This window comes from Sandarakinorhabdus sp. (assembly GCF_040398645.1).
Classification (GTDB): Bacteria; Pseudomonadota; Alphaproteobacteria; order Sphingomonadales; family Sphingomonadaceae; genus Sandarakinorhabdus.
On sequence record NZ_JBBATR010000004.1, the window covers coordinates 67086 to 89660 of the forward strand.

The 22575-nt window shown below is 65.2% G+C and carries 20 protein-coding genes and 1 tRNA gene; 10 read left to right on the top strand and 11 right to left on the bottom strand.

From position 1 onward, the window contains the following. Positions 1-740: M48 family metallopeptidase (locus ABWP50_RS01955; protein ID WP_353216301.1), on the top strand; the 740-nt coding region annotated here is incomplete at its 5' end. Between the two features lie 5 nt (positions 741-745). On the opposite strand, the gene ABWP50_RS01960 is transcribed toward ABWP50_RS01955, so the two are convergent. The 5 genes from ABWP50_RS01960 to lptB form a co-directional block, all read right to left on the bottom strand. Continuing rightward, complete coding sequence (locus tag ABWP50_RS01960) at positions 746-1498, bottom strand: alpha/beta fold hydrolase (RefSeq protein ID WP_353216302.1); 753 nt, start codon at positions 1496-1498, stop codon at positions 746-748. Continuing rightward, on the bottom strand, positions 1498-2280 hold the full coding sequence (locus ABWP50_RS01965) for a DsbA family protein (RefSeq protein WP_353216303.1): 783 nt from the start codon (positions 2278-2280) through the stop codon (positions 1498-1500). The genes ABWP50_RS01960 and ABWP50_RS01965 overlap by 1 nt, the downstream gene beginning before the upstream one ends. Positions 2281-2282: 2 nt before the next feature. Next, positions 2283-3629: a M48 family metalloprotease gene (locus ABWP50_RS01970; protein ID WP_353216304.1), complete on the bottom strand. Its 1347-nt coding sequence runs from the start codon at positions 3627-3629 to the stop codon at positions 2283-2285. Between the two features lie 71 nt (positions 3630-3700). Then, on the bottom strand, positions 3701-5203 hold the full coding sequence (gene rpoN, locus ABWP50_RS01975; RefSeq protein WP_353216305.1) for an RNA polymerase factor sigma-54: 1503 nt from the start codon (positions 5201-5203) through the stop codon (positions 3701-3703). An 18-nt stretch (positions 5204-5221) separates the two neighbouring features. Next, positions 5222-5992, bottom strand: a complete 771-nt coding sequence (gene lptB, locus ABWP50_RS01980; RefSeq protein WP_353216324.1) for an LPS export ABC transporter ATP-binding protein — start codon at positions 5990-5992, stop codon at positions 5222-5224. A 196-nt stretch (positions 5993-6188) separates the two neighbouring features. Here lptB and ABWP50_RS01985 point away from each other — a divergent pair, with 196 nt between their 5' ends. Then, a complete protein-coding gene (locus ABWP50_RS01985) occupies positions 6189-6974 on the top strand; it encodes a sulfite exporter TauE/SafE family protein (RefSeq protein WP_353216306.1) in 786 nt (261 codons plus the stop codon). Between the two features lie 15 nt (positions 6975-6989). Here the strand turns inward: ABWP50_RS01985 and ABWP50_RS01990 are convergent, their stop codons facing one another. Both ABWP50_RS01990 and ABWP50_RS01995 read right to left on the bottom strand, forming a co-directional pair. After that, the gene (locus tag ABWP50_RS01990; protein WP_353216307.1) at positions 6990-7481 is read right to left on the bottom strand and encodes a hypothetical protein; all 492 of its coding nucleotides are present in this window, start codon (positions 7479-7481) and stop codon (positions 6990-6992) included. Between the two features lie 49 nt (positions 7482-7530). Beyond that, positions 7531-9888 (bottom strand): FtsK/SpoIIIE family DNA translocase, encoded by a 2358-nt coding sequence (locus ABWP50_RS01995; protein WP_353216308.1) that lies wholly within the window; start codon positions 9886-9888, stop codon positions 7531-7533. A gap of 175 nt (positions 9889-10063) precedes the next feature. Here ABWP50_RS01995 and ABWP50_RS02000 point away from each other — a divergent pair, with 175 nt between their 5' ends. The 3 genes from ABWP50_RS02000 to ABWP50_RS02010 are packed head-to-tail and all read left to right on the top strand — an operon-like array spanning position 10064 to position 15284. Next, a complete protein-coding gene (locus tag ABWP50_RS02000; protein WP_353216309.1) occupies positions 10064-11290 on the top strand; it encodes a UbiH/UbiF/VisC/COQ6 family ubiquinone biosynthesis hydroxylase in 1227 nt (408 codons plus the stop codon). A 47-nt stretch (positions 11291-11337) separates the two neighbouring features. After that, positions 11338-13119, top strand: coding sequence for a flavin-containing monooxygenase (locus ABWP50_RS02005; protein WP_353216310.1), 1782 nt, complete (start codon positions 11338-11340; stop codon positions 13117-13119). Positions 13120-13163: 44 nt separating this feature from the next. Next, positions 13164-15284, top strand: coding sequence for a glycoside hydrolase family 3 protein (locus ABWP50_RS02010; protein WP_353216311.1), 2121 nt, complete (start codon positions 13164-13166; stop codon positions 15282-15284). A 19-nt stretch (positions 15285-15303) separates the two neighbouring features. Here ABWP50_RS02010 and ABWP50_RS02015 read toward each other — a convergent pair whose 3' ends face one another. Genes ABWP50_RS02015 through trxA form a run of 3 tightly spaced genes read right to left on the bottom strand, consistent with a single transcriptional unit; the run spans position 15304 to position 17084 of the window. Next, a complete protein-coding gene (locus tag ABWP50_RS02015; RefSeq protein WP_353216312.1) occupies positions 15304-15495 on the bottom strand; it encodes a Trm112 family protein in 192 nt (63 codons plus the stop codon). A 9-nt stretch (positions 15496-15504) separates the two neighbouring features. After that, positions 15505-16182 (bottom strand): LON peptidase substrate-binding domain-containing protein, encoded by a 678-nt coding sequence (locus ABWP50_RS02020; protein WP_353216313.1) that lies wholly within the window; start codon positions 16180-16182, stop codon positions 15505-15507. Continuing rightward, positions 16179-17084: a thioredoxin gene (gene trxA / locus ABWP50_RS02025; RefSeq protein ID WP_353216314.1), complete on the bottom strand. Its 906-nt coding sequence runs from the start codon at positions 17082-17084 to the stop codon at positions 16179-16181. The genes ABWP50_RS02020 and trxA overlap by 4 nt, the downstream gene beginning before the upstream one ends. A 162-nt stretch (positions 17085-17246) precedes the next feature. Between trxA and ABWP50_RS02030 the strand changes: the two genes are divergently transcribed. Next, positions 17247-17321 (top strand) — tRNA-Gly (locus ABWP50_RS02030). A 135-nt stretch (positions 17322-17456) separates the two neighbouring features. Here ABWP50_RS02030 and ABWP50_RS02035 read toward each other — a convergent pair. Beyond that, positions 17457-18236, bottom strand: coding sequence for a sulfite exporter TauE/SafE family protein (locus ABWP50_RS02035; protein WP_353216315.1), 780 nt, complete (start codon positions 18234-18236; stop codon positions 17457-17459). Positions 18237-18385: 149 nt separating this feature from the next. Here ABWP50_RS02035 and ABWP50_RS02040 point away from each other — a divergent pair, with 149 nt between their 5' ends. The 4 genes from ABWP50_RS02040 to ABWP50_RS02055 all read left to right on the top strand — a co-directional run. Further along, the gene (locus ABWP50_RS02040; protein ID WP_353216316.1) at positions 18386-19360 is read left to right on the top strand and encodes a cation diffusion facilitator family transporter; all 975 of its coding nucleotides are present in this window, start codon (positions 18386-18388) and stop codon (positions 19358-19360) included. Positions 19361-19407: 47 nt separating this feature from the next. Beyond that, positions 19408-20907, top strand: coding sequence for a CoA-acylating methylmalonate-semialdehyde dehydrogenase (locus tag ABWP50_RS02045; protein ID WP_353216325.1), 1500 nt, complete (start codon positions 19408-19410; stop codon positions 20905-20907). Between the two features lie 161 nt (positions 20908-21068). Next, positions 21069-21842: an enoyl-CoA hydratase gene (locus ABWP50_RS02050; RefSeq protein WP_353216317.1), complete on the top strand. Its 774-nt coding sequence runs from the start codon at positions 21069-21071 to the stop codon at positions 21840-21842. Between the two features lie 103 nt (positions 21843-21945). Then, the coding region (locus ABWP50_RS02055; RefSeq protein WP_353216326.1) for an NAD(P)-binding domain-containing protein at positions 21946-22575 on the top strand (630 nt) is incomplete at its 3' end.

The following is a 22575-nucleotide window of genomic DNA, read 5'->3' on the forward strand; positions in this document are numbered from 1 at the left end:
CGATGCTGCGTTGGCGCCGCCCTGAATTGCCGGATGTCGTGGCTGTCGCCGGCCGCGAAGTCGCTGTGGTGCTGGTTCGCCGCGCGGCTCAGCGCGCCGTGCGCCTGCGGGCCAGCGCGGTGGCGGGGCATATCGAAATCAGCCTGCCGGCACGCGGCGGCGAAGATATTGGCGCGGCCCTGCTGAAGGCGCATCAGTCATGGCTGGAAGCGCAAGTGGCGCGCTGGCCGCGCCCGGTGCCGTTTGTGCCCGGGGCGTTGTTTCCGCTGGACGGCGAACCAGTGCGCATCGATTGGCAACAGGATCTGCCGCGCACGCCGCGCCTGGCCGATGGCGGTGTGCAAGTTGGTGGCCCGCTGCAATTGATGCCCGGCCGCATCCAGCGTTGGCTGCAAGCCCGCGCGCTCAGCGATTTCGAAGCGCGCACCCAGCAGCTTGCTGCGCAATTGCAGCGCCCGGTAGCGCGTGTGAGCGTGGGCGACACCACCAGCCGCTGGGGCAGCTGCGCCGGCGCGCTGCGGCCCGAAGGCGCGCGCATCGCCTATAGCTGGCGGCTGATATTGGCGCCGATCTGGGTGCGCCAGTCCATTGCCGCCCACGAGGCTGCGCACCTGATCCATCAAAATCATTCGCCGGCCTTTCACGCGCTTAATCGCCAACTGGACCCGCGTGCCGGCGAGGCGCGGCGCTGGCTGGCCCGTTACGGGGCCGCGCTGCACTGGGTGGGGCGCCCGTCCTGAGCCGCTTATTGGGCGTGTGCCAGCCACGCCGCCATGGCGGTACCAAAATCAGCCTTCGTAACCGCGCTCATGTGATTGCCGGCAATTTCCACCAGCGCGGCGCCCGGCAGTTCCAGCGCCAGCGCCGGGGCAGAGCCATTGTCCCGGTCGTCCTTGCCGCAAAGCACAAGGCAACGGGTTTCCAGACCGCGCAGCACATCCAGCGGTGTCGAAACAAATGTATCCAGCAGCAGGCCAACGGCGGTGCCATCCACCTTGTTCTGGCGCATAAAGGCCGCCGCAAACGCCTCCGGGCTGCCGCTTGGCCAGCCGTCCGGTTGCTTCACCACCTGCTTGAAGAAATCCGCGCGGGCGGTGCCGCCGATCAGCCCTTCCAGCCCCATGCCGGCAATGATGGCCTTGCCCGGCTTCAGGCCGCGCGCCAGCAGCCGCACCAGCGTGCGCGCACCCATTGAATAGCCTGCGATATCGAAATCGGTCAGGCCCAACTGGCCAATCAGCGCCTCGATATCCAGCGCCAGCACATCATGCGGATAGGCTGCCGGGTCATGCGGCGCAGCACTGGCACCATGGGCGCGGAAATCCGGCATGATTACCCGGTAGCCAGCGCTGGCGATTTCGGCAGCGGCACCATAGCGCCGCCAATTCATCTCCCCGGACGAAAACAGCCCATGCAGCAGGATGATGGGCCGACCGGTGCCCATCTGCGCAACGGCAATTTCGGCCCCGTCAAAACCGCCATAACGCAGCGTGTCCATTACCGGCCTTTTTCGGCGCGCGCTGCTGCCACGGCCTCTTTCAACCGATCAAAGCCGACAGCGCCCGACAGGATGCGATTGCCGACGATATAACTTGGGGTGCCGGTGAGGCCGAGATTGCGGCCAAGCGCGAGATTGCGGTCCACTTCGGCTTTCAGGGCGGCGTTGGACAGATCGGCGGTGGTACGGGCCTCATCGAGGCCAACGCCCTTCACGATGCCCAGTGTGCGCGCCAGGCTCACCCGGCCCGGGCTATCGAACATGGCGGCGTGAAATTGATTGTAACGGCCCTGATTGGCGGCCGAAAGGCTGGCCAGCGCCGCCTCGGTGCTCGCCGGGCTGAGCACGGGAAAATCGCGGTAGATCACCATCAGATTGGCATCTTCGCGCACCAGTTTTTGCACATCGGCATGGCCTTGCCGGCAATAGGGGCAGGCATAATCGAAAAATACCACCAGCTTCACATCGCCTTTGGCGTTGCCGGCAAAGGCGCTGGCGAACGGCGTTTCGATAGCGGCGCGGTTGCTGGCCAGCACCTTGCGGGCTTCGGCCTGCTCCAGTCTGGCGACGGCTTCCGGGATGATCTCCGGATGGCTCAGGATATACTCCCGCACAATGGCTTCGATTTCGGCGCGGTTGGCAGGCGGGCTGGCCTGGCCAGCGGCCCATGCGGTGCCAGCACCCAGCACAACGCCGCCAAGCAGCAGCGCCGTGCCGCCCAATATGCTGATGCGGCGTTTCCAAAAGCCTGTTTTCAGGCTGCCCGCGGTATCGCCAGTCATTGTCACCTCTTTTTGCGCTTTTGCAGGTCGATAGCGTCGCCGGCCACCAGCATGATATCGTCGGCCCGGATAAAGTCAGCGCTGCCCGCCGGCAAGCCCGCGCGCGCCAGCCGGGCATTCAGCATGGCGCCCGGCGCATTGCCTTCCAGGCTGAAGCGTTCGGCAGCGGCCAGCGCGGCGCGCGGCTTGTCACCGCGCCGGTCATAAATCACGCCAAGCTGATACCAGGTGAACGGGTTGTCGCGATCGAGGCTCACCGCCTTGCGCAGCACAGGTTCGGCTTCGGCTTGCAATTTCGGGTCCTCGCTCGAAACCAGTGCGTGGCCGAGCAGGGTGAGAATCATCGGTTCGCCCGGCGCGCGCGCCGCGGCGCGGCGCAGCACCGGCAGGCTGTCCTCTACCTTGCCCGATTCGAGCAGGATCTGGCCCTGAAGTTCCAGGAAAAACGGATCATCGGGGCCGCTCGCCGCCAGCCGCGCGGCCTCCGCAAGCGCCTGATCGGGATAGCCTGACCGGTGCCAGGCATAGGCCCGCGCATAAAGCGCCGCCGTGCTGTTGGTGCCGGCCGGATAGCGCTGCATGACCCGGCCCGGTTCCTCGACATAGCCCGAAAGCTTGCCCTTCACCCGTTCGAACCGGCTTTGCAGCGCCTTGTCGGCCGGGGTGTTCCACGCCGCATCGCGCTCATAAACCGCCAGCAGATTGTTGACGCGCGTGCTCGATAGCGGGTGGGTGCGGGCGTATTCATTGTCCTGCGGGATGGCCAGCCGATATTCCTGGCCCTGCAGCTTGCGAAAAAACGCGATCGATCCCTGCCCGGAAATGCCGGCCTTTGACAGGAACACGGCGCCCGCCTGATCGGTGCGGCTTTCCTGGTCGCGGGTAAACGCCAGAAATCGCCCCTGCGCCACGGTCTGGCCCAGGCCCAATATGGCCATGCCGGCTTCGCCAGCGCCGGCCGCAATGGCAGCGGCGGCACCGATCAGCGACAACAGCGATATCTTGCTGGCCGGGCCGGCGCCTTCGCCAAAGCGCACATTGTGGCCCGCTGCGATGTGGCCAAGCTCGTGGGCGATCACGCCCTGCAGCTCGTTCACATTGTCTGCTGCCAGGATCAGGCCGGAATGGATGAACACATTCTGGCCGCCGGTCACAAATGCGTTGATGCTGGCATCGCCGATCAGGATGAACTGGATGCTGCGCGGTTCCAGCCCGGCGGCAACCACCAGATCCCGGCTGATATCCCGAAAAAAGGCTTCGGTTTCGGCATCCCGCAGGATTGATTGTGCCGCCGCTGGCCGCGCTGCAGCCAGCACCAGCAATCCGAAAAGGGCAAGAACATGACGCATGATCACCGCAATTGCCTAGCATAGTTGAACGAACCGTGAAGCGCCCGGTCGTCATGCCGCCGCGCCCGCGTTCAAGCGATGGTCAACGCCCGTGCCCGCCGCCGCTGCACCGATGAACCCAGGCTCAGCGCCTCACGATATTTTGCAACGGTTCGCCGCGCGATATCAAAACCTTCGGTCTGCAGCACATCCACCAGCTTGTCGTCCGACAACACATCATCGCCTTCGTTGGCGATCAAGCGCGCGATGCGGTCCTTCACGGTCAAGGCCGACGCGGTTTCGCCGTCGCCGGAACCAACCCCGGACGTGAAGAAATATTTCAGCTCATACTGCCCGCGCTCACACAGAAGATATTTGTGACTGGTAACCCGGCTGACGGTGGATTCGTGCATTTCGATCAGTTCGGCCACCTGCCGCAACGTCAGCGGCCTCAAGTGGCTGACGCCATGCTCGAAAAACCCCTGCTGCAGCCGCACGATCTCACTCGCGACCCGCACGATGGTGCGCGCGCGCTGATCAAGCGCCTTCAGCAGCCAATTGGCACTGGTCACGCATTCATTGACGAAACTGGTGGTGGCGCGGTCGGCCCCCGCGGCCAATTCGGCCTGATAATCGCGATCGATGATCAGCCGCGGCAGCGTGGCCTGATTCAAGGTTACCAGCCAGCCGCCATCCGGGCCGCGCGTCACGAACACATCGGGCACGGCGCTGGTAGCGGCTTCGCCGCCGTAGCGCAGGCCGGGTTTGGGATCATAGGATTTCAGCTCGCGGATCATGTCCACGATATCTTCCCGCTCAACGCCGCACCGCCGCACCAGCCCCGCCATGTCGCCGCGCGCCACCAGATCGAGATTGAGCAGCAGCTGGTGCATCGCCGGATCGCAGCGATCGGCAGCGCGCGCCTGCGCAATCAGGCATTCCGAAAGGCTTCGCGCCGCAACCCCCACCGGATCAAGCAGCTGCACGCGGGCCAGCACCTGTTCGACGCTATCGGGGCTGGTGCCTAGCCGGTCAGCAATCTCATCAACGGTTTCAGCCAGATAGCCGCATTCATCCAGGCTATCGGCAATGAAGCGCGCAATGGCGAGATCAAGGCCGTCGAACTGCGCAGCGATCTGGCGTCCCAGAATTTCGGCAAGGGTTTCGCCGCCGCTGGCAACGCGATCAAAATCAAAGCCTTCCTCGTCGGCGCCCGCCATGCTGCTGCGCTCGCTCCAGTCCGCCGGCTGATCGGACGCGCAGTCGTGATGAAAACGTTCCCCAGTGTAATCGGCTTCGAGGGCGGTATCGCCGCCGGCTTCACCGTTTCGCACCAGGCTTTCAAGGCCGGTATCGCTGGCATGCGCTTGCTCGGGCAGCGGATCGGGGCCGGCATCGACACCGCTCGGGCCCGCCGGCTCGGCTGGTTGCGCAGCATCACCGCTGGCCAGCAGCGGATTGCGCTCCATTTCGTCGCCGATCCAGCCTTCCAGTTCGACGTTGGTCAAGGTGAGCAGCCTGATGGCCAGCTGCAACTGGGGGGTCATCACCAGTTGCTGCGATTGCCGCAGTTCGAGGCGCGGCCCGACGCCCATCTCAGGCAGCCAGCGGCGTCACAGGGTAAAATCCTCGCCCAGATACACACGGCGCACGGTTTCGTCCGCCACCAGGGCTTCGGGCGTGCCTTCGAAAAGCACGCGGCCATCATAGATGATGCAGGCGCGGTTCACGATTTCCAGGGTTTCGCGCACATTGTGATCGGTGATCAGCACGCCGATGTCGCGTGCCCGCAATTGCACCACCAGCGCGCGGATATCGGCGATCGAAATCGGATCGATGCCGGCAAATGGCTCATCGAGCAGCATGATCGACGGATTGGCCGCCAGCGCGCGCGCGATTTCCACCCGGCGGCGCTCCCCGCCCGACAATGTCATCGCTGGCGCACTGCGCAATCTTGTGATGTGGAATTCGCCCAGCAATTGCTCCAGCCGAGCCGCCCGAGCGTTCGCATCGGGTTCGGACACTTCCAGCACAGCCAATATATTCTGTTCCACGGTCATGCCGCGAAAAATCGAGGTTTCCTGCGGCAGATAGCCCAGGCCGAGCGCGGCACGGCGGTACATCGGCAGGCCGGTGATGTCATGGCCATCCAGCAGGATGCGCCCGGAATCGGGCATGGCCAGGCCCATGATCGAATAGAAGCACGTGGTCTTGCCGGCACCATTGGGACCGAGCAAGCCAACCACTTCGCCGCGCCGCACCGACAGCGACACATCGCGCAGCACGACACGACTGTCATAACGCTTGCCGATGCCGTCAACAGACAGGCCGCGCAGCACCTCACCGCCGGCCTCAAACCCGCGCTCGGCACTCGGCACGATCATGGCGCTTTCACTCATCAGCGAATCAGCCCCGCCCAATTGGCCTGAAAATTGCATGGAATTTCATCGAAAGTTTCATGGACGGCTTGCTAGCCGCAAAAACCGGCTGCGCCAAGGCTCTGGCGCGTCAAAAATCAAGGTGAAAGCAGCGTGTACGCGGCAGCTTGCCATGGCGCTGCAACCGCGCGATGGAGCCGGCATGCTTGAGACCTTGGCTCCATCGGCAGCGCTGCCGGCGCTCGATCTGACCATGATCGGCCTGTTGACGCTGGCTGGCGTGTGGGCCGGCGGGCAAAATGCGCTGGCTGGCGGCGGCAGCTTCATCACACTGCCCGCGCTGATTGCCGCTGGGCTCGATCCCAAATTGGCTAATATCACCTCCACGATGGCGCTGTTTCCCGGGCAGATCACCACCGGGCTGGCCGGCCGCCAGATGGTCGCCGGCGCCGGGCAATTGTCGTTCCGCAGCTTGGCGATCATCGCGTTGGCCGGCGGTGTGGCCGGTGCCATGCTGCTCAACGCGACGCCGGTGCGGGTGTTTTCGGCGCTGGTGCCGTGGCTGGTGCTGGCCGCCACCTTGCTGTTCGCTTGGGGCACGTTTGGTCCAAAGCCGGCGGCTGACAAACCGCCGCCGCCCGCTTGGTTGACCACGATCGCCCAGTCAGCGATTGCGCTTTATGCCGGGTTTTTTGGCGGCGGTGCCGGCATATTGACACTGGCCAGCCTGACGCTGGCGCGGGTGCCGGTGCGCCATGCCGCCGCAACCAAGAATGTGCTGCTCGCACTGGCCAACACCACGGCGGCCGCGCTGTTTGCCTTCACCGGCAATGTCGCGTGGGCACATGCACTGGTGGTTGGCGTGGGTGCCATGGCCGGCGGCTATGCTGGCGCGCGGCTGTTGGCGGTGGTGCCGGAAAAAACCCTGAAAGTGTCGGTGATCGTGATCGGCGCGGCGCTGACGGTGGGGCTGTTCGCGCGCGGATAGAGCGCCCAGCCGGCCTTACAGACACCCTTCGACATAGAGCAGCGCCGGATAAAGCCCGGTGCGCATGGCAGCGACCCGGCCCTTGTGGGTTTCAAACAGGATGCCGCGCCGGCCGGTGACGTTGATCTCCACATAATGGCCATCCTCGTCATATTTGTGCGGCTCGACCTTTGCGGATGGAAAGCGTTTCAGCGCCGCCGCTTCGGATGCGCCGATGCCGATGCCCTTCACGCTGATCAATGGCCGCTGCTTGCGGGCCAGCGAAGCGCCCACTTCGATACGTGCCAACCGGCCCTGTTCGAACAGGTAGTGGATGGTGGGATTGTGCGGCCGTTTCAGTGCGCCGACGCCGCAGCTTTTGTCTTGCGGGTAGTTGACCGAAAGGCGCTGGCCCAGCGCCGCCTCCACTTGGCCAACCGCCATGCCATAGCGCACGCGGCCCAATCCGTTGGTGGTGAGCTGCATATCGGTGGGGGCCGCGCCGGACAGGAAACCTGCAACGGCCATGATCACAGCCGCCCTGACCAAACGGCTGGCGTGCGCCCTGCCGCCGCGATTATCGTCTTTGCCCATATTCATCGATCAGCACCTCCCGCCGGCCGACATGGTCTGGCCGGCTGACAAAGCCGTCCTGTTCCATGCGCTCGATCAGGCGGGCGGCGTTGTTGTAGCCGATGCGCAGGTGGCGTTGCACGAAGCTGGTGCTGGCCTTCTGCGCCTTGGCGATCACGTCGACAGCCTTGGCATAGACATCGGCTTCGTCATCACTGCGTCCGCCGCCGCCGGTCAGGCCAGCCCCGGACAGATCGAGCTGGCCGTTCATGTCGGCAGGCTCTTCGGTGACCGATTCGACATAGTCCGGCTCACCTTGCGCGCGCCAGAAATCGGCAACCGCTTCGACCTCTTCGTCCGACACGAACGGCCCGTGCACGCGTACCAGCCGGCCGCCCTGCATCCACAGCATATCGCCCTTGCCCAACAGTTGCTCGGCGCCGGCTTCGCCGAGGATGGTGCGCGAATCGATCTTGCTGGTCACCTGGAAACTGATGCGCGTGGGCAGATTGGCCTTGATGACCCCGGTGATCACATCCACCGATGGCCGCTGCGTGGCCACGATCAGATGGATGCCGGCAGCGCGCGCCTTCTGCGCCAGCCGCTGGATCAGGATTTCCACCTCCTTGCCCGCCGTGATCATCAGATCGGCCAGCTCGTCCACCACCACCACCACCAGCGGCATGGTTTCAAATTCCAGCACTTCTTCCTCGATGATCGGCAATTCGGTTTCCGGATCCCAGCCGGTTTGCACGCGGCGGATGAACGGCTTGCCGGCAGCCCGCGCCTCTTTCACTTTCTGGTTGAAGCTGGCGAGGCTGCGCACATTGAGCTCGCTCATCTTGCGGTAGCGATCTTCCATCTGCTCGACAGCCCATTTCAGCGCGCGCACCGCCTTGCCCGGTTCGGTCACCACCGGCGCCAGCAGATGCGGGATGCCGTCATACATCTTCAATTCCAGCATCTTGGGATCGATCATGATCAATCGGCACTGCGCCGGGGTCATGCGGAACAGCAGCGATAGGATCATGGCATTCAAGCCCACGGATTTGCCCGAACCGGTGGTGCCGGCAATCAGCAGATGCGGCATCGGCGACAGATCGGCGACCACCGGATCGCCAGCGATATCCTTGCCGAGCACCAGCGGCAGGCCCATGCCGCGCCCATCAAAGGCCGCGCTGCCCAGCAATTCCGAAAGCGACACGATCTCCCGTGTCTGGTTCGGCAATTCGATGCCGATGACATTGCGGCCCGGCACCACCGCCACCCGCGCCGACAGCGCGGACATTGACCGGGCGATATCGTCGGCCAGCCCGACCACGCGGCTGGCCTTGATGCCCGGAGCCGGTTCCAGTTCGTACATGGTCACCACCGGGCCGGGGCGCACTTCGCCGATGCGGCCGCGCACGCCGAAATCCTCCAGCACGCCTTCCAGCAGCCGGGCATTTTGTTCGAGCGCGGCGGCATCGATGCGCGCGCGCGGCGCTGTGGGCGGCGGGCTGAGCAGATCAAGGCCGGGCAGCACGGCGGCATCGCCCAGATCGAGCGATTGCTGCGTGTCGCGGCGCACGCGGCGACCGGGCGCAGGCGCTGCAGCGCGGTCCATCACCACCGGGCCAGCGACCGCAGGTTCGTGCAGGACAGGCGCAGTTGCGGCGGGCCGGGGGCGGCGCGGCACGGCCAATTCGGCAAGGCTCTGCGGCTCGGGCTGCGCCTGTGGCCACAGGCCGCGCAAGGCCGCGAGGCTGCCGGTGATGTCACCCGGCTTGATGGCCGTGCCGATGGCCAGCAGCACCAGGCCGGCCGGAGCCAGCAAAATGGCCAGCACCGTTCCGGCCGGCACATCGTTCAGTTCTGGGATAGCCTCCAGCATGCCGGCAACGCCGGCCAGCGCCAGCCCGATCAGGCCGCCTGCGCCTGCAGGCGCGCCCACATCAGGCAAGCCAAAACCGCCGGCTGCTGCTGCCAGCACGGCCACACCGGCCAGCGTGGCGCCGGACATGCGCAGCGCCGGTTGCGCATGGCCCAGCACGGTGCGCCAGCCCGCCAGCAGCAGCGCCGGCACCAGCAGCAACACCGGCCAGCCGGCCAGGTGCAGCAGCAGGTCGGCAGCATGCGCGCCAAATGATCCCAGCGCATTGCCCGCCAGCCGCGCCGTGGCGGTGTTGAACGACGGATCGCGCGGTGAATAGGTGATCAGCACGGCAGCCAGCGCGGCGCCGCTGCCGGCCAGTGCCGCGCCAGCCAGAACGCGGCCGAGCACGAGGGCGATCTGAACCGAGCCCGCCTGCAACCGCAGCGCCCAGCCGGAAACGCCGCCCACAGGACGCCCGGCAGCGAGACGATTTGCCCGAGTGGCCATTGCAGATCAGCCTTTGATTGTCGGTGCCCGATCGGTAGCCGTTCACCCTTTGGACACTATCCAGCATGAATCAAGCGGCCCGGCTGGTCAAGCCGGTTGGCAGCGGCGGGTGGGGGCTGCTTACGACATCATGTCCCGCTTGGGGAAATCATCGGAATCGTTTAACCACGGGCCTATGCAGACTTTGAATGCCGACGTCATCATCATCGGTGGAGGCCTTGTCGGCTCCACGCTGGCGCTGGCGCTGGCCAAGCACGACGTGTCCAGCATCGTGGTGGACAGCCAGGATCTGGACGCGACCGCCACCGCCGCCTTTGATGGCCGGGCCAGCGCCATCGCCAGCGCCTCTGGCCGCATGCTGCGCGCACTGGGGCTGGGCGATCTGATCGATACTTATGGCTGCCCGATTCGCGCCATTCGCGTTACCGATGCGGCCCACCCGCAATTTCTGCATTTCGATGCTGGCGAGGGCAATGATCCCCTCGGCACCATGGTCGAAAATCGCCATTTGCGCAGCGGATTGCTGCAGGCGGTGCGCGGTTGCCCGCAGGTTACGCTGCTGGCGCCGGTCACGGTGGCCGGGCTGGAGCGCGATGATCATGCCGCCACGCTCACGCTGGCGGATGGGCGCGTATATCGTGCGCCTTTGGCGGTGGCCTGTGATGGCCGGCCATCGCCCACCCGCACGGCTGCCGGCATTCCGATGGCGCAGTGGCAATATCCTCACGCCGCGCTGATCACCATGGTTACCCACAGCGTGCCGCACGGCAATGTCGCCTGTGAGCTGTTTTATCCGGCTGGCCCACTGGCGTTGCTGCCGATGATCGATTCCGATGATGGCCGCCCGCGCACCGCCATCGTGTGGACGGTGGACCGGGAGCATATGGCCGCCGCGAAAAAGATGGGGCCAAAACAGCTTGCGGCCGAAATCGCAGCGCGCTGCGATGGCACACTTGGCGATATCGAGGTGATCGCGCCGCAAACCGTGTGGCCGCTCGGCTATCATCACGCCGCGCGCTACACCGACAATCGCCTGTTGCTGCTCGGCGATTCGGCGCACGGCATTCATCCCATCGCGGGCCAGGGCCTCAACATGGGCTTTCGGGATGTGGCGGCCGCTGCCGAAGTGCTTACCAATGCCGCCCGCAGCGGCCTCGATCTGGGCAGCCCGGACGTTCTGGCGCAGATTTCGGCGTGGCGGCGGTTTGACAACAGCCTGGTGTGCGCGGTGACCGATGGCCTCAACCGCTTGTTTGCCGTGCCGGGCCGCTTGCCCAGCCGGGTGCGCCGCATCGGCCTGTCGGCCGTTGAACGCCTGCCGCCGCTCAAGCGGTTTTTCATGAACCAGGCGCGCGGCGAAACCGGCAAGCTGCCGGCGCTGCTCAAGGGCGAACTCGTCTAGCGTTTTGCAGCGTTGTTTGCCGGGCTGGCCTGCGCCAGTGTCGGCCGATGATCGATCGTGACGCACTCCTCGAAAAATACCGCGCCGAACGGGACAAGCGCCTGCGCCCCGAAGGCAACGAACAATATGTGCGGCTGGCGGCGCATTTCCCGCAAATGCTGGAGGATCCGCACACCGTGCGGGTGGAGCGCCCGCCAGTTACGGATCATGTGCGCTTTGCGATGGTTGGCGGCGGCTTTGCCGGGCTGTGCACCGGGGCACGGCTGGCGCAGGCCGGCATTCATGATGTGCGCATCGTTGAGGCGGGCGGCGATGTCGGCGGCACCTGGTATTGGAATCGCTACCCCGGCGCGCAGTGCGACACCGCATCCATCGTCTATATGCCGCTGCTGGAGGAAACCGGGCATATTCCCACCGAGAAATACGCCCATGCCCCGGAGATACTGGGCCAGGCGCAGAAAATCGCGCGCACGTTCGGCCTGTATGACAAGGCACTGTTTCACACCCAGGTTTCCAGCTGCACCTGGGATGAAGACCGGCTGGTCTGGGTGATCGAAACCGATCGCGGCGATTGTTTCACCGCGGATTTTGTCGGCATTGGCACCGGGCCATTGAATGTGCCGAAATTGCCGGGCATCGCCGGCATCGAAACCTTTGCCGGCCACCAGTTCCACACCAGCCGCTGGGATTATGGCTATACCGGCGGAACAACTGAGGGCGCGCCGATGGCCAATCTGGCCGACAAGCGCGTGGCCATCATCGGCACCGGCGCCACCGCCGTGCAATGCGTGCCGCATCTGGCCCGCGATGCGCAGGCGCTGTTCGTGGTGCAGCGCACGCCGTCATCGGTGGATGTGCGCGCCAACGGGCCAACGGATCCTGACTGGTTCCGCTCCATCGCCACACCGGGCTGGCAGACGCGCTGGCTGGAAAATTTTGCCGGCAATGTCGGTATGGGCGGTGCATCCGAAGATTGGGTGCAAGACGGCTGGACCGATCTGTCGCGCCGCATTCGTTCGCGCATCATGGCGTTGCCGCCCGGCGAATGGACCCCGCAAAACATGGCCGCAGCCTGGGAAATGGCCGATCACGAGAAAATGACCGAGATCCGTGACCGGGCCGCCAGCGTGGTGTCAGATGGCGCCACGGCTGAAAAATTGCAGGCCTGGTATCGCCAATTGTGCAAGCGCCCGTGTTTCCACGATGCCTATCTGCAAGCCTATAATCGGCCGGGCGTCACCTTGGTCGATACCGACGGCCAGGGTGTGGAGCGAATCGACGAAACCGGCCTGTGGGTGAACGGCCAGCATTATGCGGTTGATTGCATCATCCATTCCACCGGATTTGAAGTGGGCACCCCCACCGAACAGCGCGCCGGCTTTGATCCGGTCGGGCGCGGCGGGCAGAAATTGTCAGCGGCGTGGGCGGATGGCATGCGCACCCTGCACGGGCTGAACACGGCGGGTTTCCCCAATCTGTTTCTGGTGCAATTCGCCCAGGCCGCCAATTTCGTGGTCAATGTGCCGCACAACTGGATGGAAACCGGCACCACAGTCGCCAGCATCGTGCGCCACATGACCGACGCCGGCGTGGCCACCACCGAACCCGATGCCAAGGCACAGGAAGATTGGGTGAACCTGCTGCTCAGTGGCCCCGGCATGATGATCAACAATCCCGATTGCACCCCGGGCTATTACAACAACGAGGGCCGCCCTATGGATGACCGCGCCAAATATGCCGTGGGCTATCCCGCCGGGCCAAATGCGTTCTTCGCTTATATGAATGGCTGGCGCAGCAATGGCGAGTTCAAAGGGCTGCGGTTTGGCTAGGCGCTCGCCAGCCTGACGCCCCACCGCCGACAGGGAGCCAATGCATGACCGATCTGCTGCCTGCGCCCGGCCTTGACGCCGCTGCCATTGCCGCCCGCATCGATGCGGTGCTGGCGCAGGCCACGCTGGCTGAAAAAATCGGCATGATGTCTGGCCGCGGTTTTTTTGCCGCCATAAAGGCCGATGGCGGTGTGTGGGGCGCACGGCCCTATCGTGCCGGCGGCGGTATCGAGCGCCTGAATGTGCCGGCGCTGTGGTTTACCGATGGCCCGCGCGGCGTGGCACGCGGCCAATCCACGTGCTTTCCGTGCACCATGGCGCGCGGTGCCAGCTTTGATGCCGATCTTGAAGGCCGCATCGGCCAGGCCATGGCCATCGAAGTGCGCGCGCAGGGCTGCAATCTTTCGGGCGCCGTGTGCATCAATTTGCTGCGCCACCCGGCCTGGGGCCGCGCCCAGGAAACCTATGGCGAAGATCCGGTGCATCTGGGCGTGATGGGCGCTGCGCTCGGCCAAGGGCTGCAGGCCCATAATGTCATCGCCACCGTCAAGCATTTTGCACTGAATTCGGTGGAAAACACCCGCTTCAAGATTGATGTGGAGATCGATGATCGTGCTCTGCACGAAGTGTATCTGCCGCATTTCAAAGCAGTGATCGATGCCGGCATCATGAGCGTGATGAGCGCCTACAACAAGGTGAACGGCGAATATTGCGGCCAGAATGGCCATTTGCTCACCAACGTCTTGCGCCATGAGTGGGGCTTTTCGGGCTTTGTGCACTCCGATTGGATCATGGGGGTGTACCAGCCTTATGGTGCCAGCGCCGGTCTTGATGTCGAAAATCCGGAAGCCGTGGTGTTCGGGCCGCGCCTGCTGGCCGCCGTCGAATCCGGCAGCGTCGCGCCTGCCACCATCGATACCGCTTGCCGCCGCATCCTCACCGCGCTGTACACCGTCATGTCCGCGCCCGATCCGTTGCCCGAATATGCGGAATCGATGGTGGCATCGCCGGCACATGATGCGTTGGCGTTGGAGGCTGCTGAAAAAGCTGCCGTGCTGCTGGCCAATGATGGCATCCTGCCGCTCGATCCGGCCCGTCTGGGCCGGCTTGCCGTGCTCGGGCGTTTGGCTGCTATTGCCAACACTGGCGACAACGGCTCCTCCCGGGTGCGGGCTCGCCATATTGTCACCCCGCTCGAAGGGCTGATTGCCGCGTTGGGCGCTGATCGGATCAGCACCGGCGATGAGGCCGATCTGAGCGCAGCGGCCGCTGCCTGCGCCGGCGCTGATGCCGTGCTGGTGGTGGCCGGCCTGACCGCCGAAGAAGAAGGCGAGTTCATACCCGGCGGCCTTGTGCTCGGCCAGGAAGCGCCGCCCGATCTGCCACCCGAAATTGCCGAGGCCATGGCCGAAAGCCGCAAGCGGCGCCCGCGATCCATCGGCGGCGACCGCAGCGATCTGGCGCTGCCAGCCGATCAACAGGCACTGATCGAAACCGCCATTGCGAGCGGCCGGCCGGTCATCGTGTGGATTGTTGCCGGATCGGCCGTGATGGTGGAAAGCTGGCACAGCCGCGTGAGCGCCATCGTGCAAGGCTTTTATGCCGGCCAGCAGGGCGGCACCGCTTTGACCCGCGTGCTGACCGGTCAGGTGTCACCCTCTGGCCGGCTGCCGTTCACTGTGGCCAGCGATCCAGCGCATTATCCGTATTTTGACCGTGATGCGCTGCGCATCCGCTACGATCATTGGCACGGCTATGCTCTGTTGGCGCGGCAGGGAACTCCGGCTCGCTACGCCTTTGGCCACGGTCTCAGCTACACCCGCTTTGAACAGCGCGCGATCAGCGTCCGCCGGGCTGGGGACAGATTGCAGGCGCGCGTCGCGGTTACCAATCAAGGCGGCATGACTGGTGATCATGTCGTGATGGTGTGGGCGCAGGCTCCCGGCAATGTGCAGCCCTGTTGGCCGCGCAAGCTGGCCGGCTTTGTGCGCTGCAATGCCATCATGCCCGGCGAAACCCGAATCGCCGAAATCGAAGTGCCGCTGGAACGGCTGCGCTGGCGCGACCCCGCCACGCGGCAATGGCATCTGGAGCCCGGCAGCTGGCGCCTTGTCGCTGCGCACACTGCGCAGAGCGATGGCCCGGCCATGAACCTGGATTTGTAACGACCCTCTTGCCGCCGGCTTATCCGGTTGGCGGCAGAAATTCGCGGGCTTCGTCGATCAGCAGGATCGGCACGCCGTCACGGATCGGATAGGCCAGCCCGGCACTGTCGTTGACCAGTTCCTGCGCTTCGCGGTCGTAACGCAGCGGCTGGCGGGTGAGCGGGCAGACCAATATACCCAGCAACCGCGGATCAAGGGCTGAACCAGTCATCGGCCGCGATTACTGCATGCTGCCAGAACCGGGCGTGAAGCCCGGGCCGGGGCCGCTGGAAAAGCTGAGCAAGGCCGCCAGCGTCTGCGCGCGGTCAGTCAGGGTCACGGTTTCCAGCAGCGCCTGTTTTTCCGCTGGCTCCAGTGGCAACACGCTGGCGAGGGTGGTGATCAGGCCATCATCATCCGCCGATTGCACGGCTTCCCAATCCGCCGCGAGGCCGCGCGCATCCAGATAAGGCCGCAGCGCATCTTCGACAGCGGTGCGGGTGGCAGCGTCCAGCGCGTCCGGTTCATCGCGATCGTCGGCAAAGATGTGATAATCGGCCATGACCTGGCGGTAGAGCGTGTCGCGGTCAAGCTCAGCCCCGATTCGAAACCGGCTGGTACCCACCAGCGCAATCAGGATGCGGCCATCATCGGTTTCGCGAAAATCGCTGATCCGGCCGAGGCAGCCAACCTGATAGAGCGGCGGCGGGCCATCATCATTGCCGCCGGCGCGCGGCTGGATAATGCCGATCACCCGGTTGGCAGCGCCGGTGGCAGCCATGGCATCGCGCACCATCGCCAGATAGCGCGGTTCGAAGATGTTGAGCGGCATCACCCCGCGCGGGAACAGCACGGCACCGTTCAGCGGGAACACCGGCACGGCGGCCGGCAGCGGCTCCTGGGCGTCGTCGCTGCTCATGAAAACCAGATGGCGCGCAGGGCGGCGCGCGTCTTGACGCTCCACGGATCGGCAAGCCCGGCAGCTTCGAACATGGTGAGCAGTTTTTCGCGGGCAGCGCCCTCGTTCCAGGTGCGATCGGCCTTGATGATGGCCAGCAAATGCGCGGCGGCCGCATCACGGTCACCGCGCGCCGCCAGTGCACCGGCAAGATCGAAGCGTGCGGCGTGATCATCCGGCGCGCCGTCAACAGCGGCGACCAGTTCGGCGAGTTCGTCAGGTGCAGGCGCGCTGGCTGCCAGCGCCAGTGCGGCGCGGGCGCGCGCCACGCTTTCGTCCTTGGCGTCGGCTGGCACCACGGCCAGGGCGCTTTGTGCCGCGTCCAGCTTGCCGCCTGCCACCAGCATCAACGCATAGTGGCCGATCAGATCGCTTCGTTCGGGCAATTCCTGCACCAGTGCGGCCAGCATCGCGGCGGCATCATCATGTTCACCGGCAGCAGACGCCGCCTGCGCCGCAGCCAGCAATTGGGCAATCTGTTCTTCCAGCGCCGCTTCGTCGGCATTGGCGGGCACGCCGGCCAGCAAACGATCAATGAACTGCGCCAGCTCCCGCTCAGCCAGGGCGCCCTGGAAGCCATCGACCGGCCGGCCATCCAGAAAGGCATAAACCGTCGGGATGGATTGAATGCGAAACTGCGCGGCCAGCGCCTGGTTTTTGTCAACGTCGATCTTGACCAGAGCGACCTTGGGCGCGCGCGCCGCGACCAGCTTTTCGAGCATGGGCCCCAGCGTCTTGCACGGGCCGCACCATTCCGCCCAGAAGTCCACCAGCACCAGCATGGACCTGGACGCATCGATGACATCGCGGCGGAACGCCTCGAGATTGGCCTTCTCAGCGGCCGGATTGGGAATGCTGGCCAAGTGGCATGCTCCGTATATGCAGTCTGCGCATGCCTATGGAGCGCAGACAGGGGGTTTGCCAAGACGGCGGTTTCGCACAGTGCATAGAAATCGGACGAAACAAAAAGGGACTTGCACCCCCGTGCCGCTCGCGCTAGACGCCGCCCTCTCATCGCGGGATGAGCGGGCGTAGCTCAGGGGTAGAGCGCAACCTTGCCAAGGTTGAAGTCGAGGGTTCGAATCCCTTCGCCCGCTCCAGTCCAGATGCGGTGATGGCGCCAAGCGGTAAACGTTGCATGTTGTGTGCTCTGGACGCTTACCGCCTCTGACTTGTGCAGTGTTCGCCTGCAAAGAGAAAGCTGCTTGACACCGCCCCGGGCTGACATGGCGCGCCTAGATCAGGCTGATGACCAAGCCATAAATGCTGCTGGCGGTGATCAGCAGGCCCACCAGCAGCAACAGCAGCCGGGCCGGCACGCGGCTGACCACGCGGGCACCCAGCGGCGCTGCCAGCAGCCCGCCGATGATCAGGCCGATGGCGGCGCTGGAAAACGCGACCAGCCCCAGCTGCCACAAAAAGGTGAGCGATACCGATATCGTCACCAGAAACTCGGCGGTGTTTACCGTGCCGATGGTGGTGCGCGGCTGCGTTCCTTGCATCAACAGGTTGGATGTCACGATCGGGCCCCAGCCGCCGCCGCCGGCTGCATCCAGAAAGCCGCCAACCAGCCCCAACGGTGCCACCAGCCGCGCCGGGCGGCGGGCCGGGCCATGGTTCATCCGCCACGCCCGCCACAGCAAATAAAGCCCGATGCCGGCCAGATAGGCCATCACCCACGGCCGCGCGACATTGCCATCAATGCCCGTCAGCACATAGGCACCCAGCACGCCGCCGATCATGCCGGGAATGGCGATGCGCGCCAGCAGGTTCCAATCGACATTGCCGTGCACGATATGGCTGATCGCCGAAGCCGCCGTGGTGAAACATTCGACGATGTGGACCGTGGCCGAAGACCGCGCCGGCGACAGGCCGACCACGGATACCAGCATGACATTGGTGATCAGCCCGAAGGCCATGCCCAACGCGCCATCGACCAATTGCGCCAGAAAGCCGACCGCGATGAACGGCAGCATCGCCTGCATCTGATCCAACGATGGCAGAAAATCGCCCATGATCGCTGCTTGGACGGCTGCGCCGCCTTCAACAAGACACATTTTCTACGCAGCAACGCTGTTCAGCGGCTGGGCGCATGCCCGGTTTGGGCTGGCATGATGGCGCGGCCCCCTCGACAGCGGCTGCTGCCCGGCCGTAAAACGCCGATGTGTCCAGTCATTCCCATAGCCATGCGCACAGCCACCCGATTGGTGGCCGCGATCATCACGGCCACGGCCATACCCACGCGCCGGCCGATTTCGGCGCGGCCTTTGCCACCGGGATCGCGCTTAATCTCAGCTATGTCGGCATCGAGGTGGCAGCCGGGCTCTGGTACGGGTCACTGGCGCTGCTGGCCGATGCTGGCCACAATCTTTCGGATGTGGCGGGGCTGCTGATTGCCTGGGGCGGTATCACGCTGGCCCGGCGCGCACCCACACCGCGCTTCACATGGGGCCTGCAGCGCTCGCCGATTCTTGCGGCGCTGGCCAATGCCTTGATTCTGGTGGCGGCGTGCGGCGGCATCATGCTGGAATCGGTGCAGCGGCTGAGCAATCCGCTGCCGGTGTCGGGCTCGGTGGTCATGCTGGTGGCGGCGGTGGGCGTGGTTATCAACACGGCCACGGCGCTGCTGTTCATGCGCGGCCGCAAGGATGATGTGAACGTGCGCGGCGCTTATTTGCACATGCTGGCCGATGCCGGCGTGTCGGCGGCGGTGGTGCTGGGCGGGCTGATCATGGCGCAAACCGGCTGGGCCATTGTCGATCCGCTGCTCGGCCTGGCGGTGGCGGCCTTGATTCTGCGCGGCACCTGGGGGCTGCTGCGGGAATCGCTCGCGCTGGCCATGGACGCGGTGCCGCCCGGCATCGATCCCGCCGCCGTGCAAGACTGGCTGGACGGGCTGGACGGTGTGGCGGCTGTGCATGATCTGCATATCTGGCCGCACGGCACCACCGATGCCGTGCTCACGGCGCATCTGGTGATGCCGGCGGGCCACCCCGGTGACGAGATTCTGGCCAATATCGCCCATGCGCTGCACCACCGTTTTGGCATTGGCCATGCCACCTTGCAGATCGAAGCCGCAGCTGATCATTGCCGGCAGGCCGTGCCCCATGGCGAAGCAATCACCGCCCGCAAAGGCTGATGCAACTGTGGGTGGCGGCGGCGCGGCCGGCGCGCTACGAACCTGCCATGCGCATCATCGATCACGTCATCGCCGGCCAGACAGTCAGCCACGGCAGCCGCAGCAGCCCGGTGTATGATCCCAACACCGGCGCGGTGCAGGCGCAGGTGCGGCTGGCCGGGGCGGATCTGCTCGAACAAGCGGTGGCCGCCGCCCGCAAAGCGCAGCCCGCGTGGGCCGCCACCAATCCGCAGCGCCGCGCCCGCGTGATGTTCAAGTTCAAGGAGCTCGTCGAGGCGCAAATCGACGATCTGGCCCGCGTGCTGTCATCCGAACATGGCAAGGTGCTGGCCGATTCGAAGGGCGATATTCAGCGCGGGCTGGAAGTGATCGAATTTTGCTGCGGCATCCCGCACGTGATGAAGGGTGAATATAGCCACGGCGCTGGCCCCGGCATCGATATCTGGGCGTTTCGGCAGCCCATCGGCATTGGCGCCGGCATCACGCCGTTCAATTTCCCGGCGATGATCCCGCTGTGGATGGCCGGCGTTGCCATCGTCACCGGCAATGCCTTCATCCTCAAGCCTTCGGAACGCGATCCCACCCTGCCGCACATGCTGGGCGATCTGTTCCGCCGCGCCGGCCTGCCAGACGGGATTTTCAGCGTGGTGAACGGCGACAAGGAAATGGTGGACGCCATCATCGCCCATCCCGATATCGCCGCGATCAGCTTTGTCGGCTCATCGGATGTGGCGGAATATATCCACGCCCAGGGCTGCGCGCGCGGCAAGCGGGTACAGGCGATGGGCGGCGCGAAAAACCATGCCGTGGTGATGCCCGATGCCGATCTCGATGCCGTGGTGCGCGATCTGGCCGGCGCGGCCTTCGGCTCGGCGGGCGAACGCTGCATGGCGCTGCCAGTGGTGGTGCCGGTTGGGGATGCCACCGCCACCGCCCTGCGCGCCAAATTGCTGCCCGCCATCGCCAGGCTGCGCATCGGCATCAGCACCGATCCCGACGCGGATTATGGCCCGGTGGTAACGGCGGCGCACAAGGCGCGCATCGAAAATTACATCCAGATGGGCATCGATGAAGGCGCCGAGCTGGTCGTCGATGGCCGCGGCTTCACCCTGCAAGGCAATGAAGGCGGCTTTTTCGTCGGGCCCACGCTGTTCGATCATGTCACCCCGGCGATGCAAAGCTACCGCGAGGAAATCTTCGGCCCCGTGCTGCAAATCGTGCGCGCCGCCGATTTCGAAGCGGCGCTGCAACTGGCGTCCGAACATCAATATGGCAACGGCGTCGCCATCTTCACCCGCAACGGCCACGCCGCCCGCGAGTTCGCGGCGCGGGTGAATGTCGGCATGGTCGGCGTCAACGTGCCGATCCCGGTGCCGGTCGCCTATCACAGCTTCGGCGGCTGGAAGCGCAGCGCCTTTGGCGATATCGGCCAGCACGGCATGGAAGGCGTGCAATTCTGGACCAAGCGCAAGACCGTCACTGGTCGCTGGCCAGATGGCGGTGTTGGTGACGCCGGCAGCGCCTTCGTCATTCCGACAATGGGGTGAATTGGGCGCTAACAAACTCCCTCCCCCTTGCGGGGAGGGCGAGAGACGCCGAAGGCGGCCCGGGGTGGGGGTTCCCCGTGTGGCCATGTGGAAGAACCCCCACCCCGCTCGGCTGGCGCCGAGTCGCCCTCCCCGCAAGGGGGAGGGAGTTGGAGTGAGATATGACCTACGAAACCATCCTCATCGAAACCCACGGCGCCGTCACCCTCGTCCGCCTCAACCGCCCGCAGGCGCTGAACGCGCTCAACAGCCAGGTGCTCGCCGATCTGATCGCCGCCACCGCCGCCTATGATGCCGATGCCTCGCAACGCTGCCTGGTCATCACCGGCAGCGAAAAGGCCTTCGCCGCCGGCGCCGACATCAAGGAAATGTGCGCCCAAAGCTTCGCGCAAATGTACGGCGGCAACTTCTTTGCCGGCTATGATCATGTCACCGCCACCCGCAAGCCGTGGATCGCCGCCGTCAGCGGCTTTGCGCTGGGCGGCGGCTGCGAGTTGGCGATGATGGCCGATATCATCATCGCGGCCGAAAACGCCAAGTTCGGCCAGCCCGAAATCAAGCTGGGCGTCACCCCCGGCATGGGCGGATCGCAGCGGCTGGTGCGCGCCATCGGCAAGGCCAAGGCCATGGAAATGTGCCTGACCGGCCGCATGATGGACGCGGCCGAAGCCGAACGGTCCGGCCTGGTCGCGCGCGTCGTGCCCACCGAAAGCCTGCTCGATGAAGCCATGAAGCTGGCGCACACCATCGCCAGCATGGCCCCGCTGGCCAGCATCGCCGTGAAGGAAGAAATCGACGCCGCGTTCGAGATGAGCCTGAAAGACGGCGTGCGCTTTGAACGCCGGCTGTTCCACGGCCTGTTCGGCAGTGCCGATCAAAAGGAAGGCATGGCGGCCTTTGTCGAAAAGCGGCCGGGCAATTTCACCGGCACCTGACACACCGTCGCCCCGGACTTGATCCGGGGCCCCGCTTGTTATCACACGGTGCCGATAAAGCGGGACCCCGGGTCAAGCCCGGGGCGACGCAGACAAGGAAGATATAATGCAAATCGCATTCATCGGCGTCGGCAACATGGGCGGCGGCATGGCAATCAACTTGGCAAAAGCCGGCCATGATGTGCGCGCTTTCGATCTGTCCGCCGATGCGCTGGCCCGCGTGACGGCAGGCGGTGCCACCGCCGCCGCCAGCGCCGCCGAGGCCGCTGCCAGCGCCGACGCCATCATCACCATGCTGCCCGCCGGCAGCCACGTCCGCGCCGCCTATGAAACCACCCTGTTCGCTGCCGCCCGAGGTGATGCCATCCTGATCGATTGTTCCACCATCGATGTCGAAACCGCGCGGCAATTGGGCGAAGCCGCGGCGTCGCGCGCGCGCGCCATGGTCGATGCCCCGGTATCAGGCGGCACCGCGGCCGCCGATGCCGGCACGCTCACCTTCATGGTCGGCGGGCCAGCCGCAGCGTTTGCAGCGGCGCAGCCGATCCTGGCGCAAATGGGCAAGGCCGTGATCCACGCCGGCGCCGCCGGGATGGGCCAGGCGGCAAAAATCTGCAACAACATGATCCTGGGCGCCACCATGATCGCCACCGCCGAAGCCTTCGTGCTGGCCGAAAAACTCGGGCTGGATGCACAAACCTTCTTCGACATCAGCAGCAAGGCCAGCGGGCAA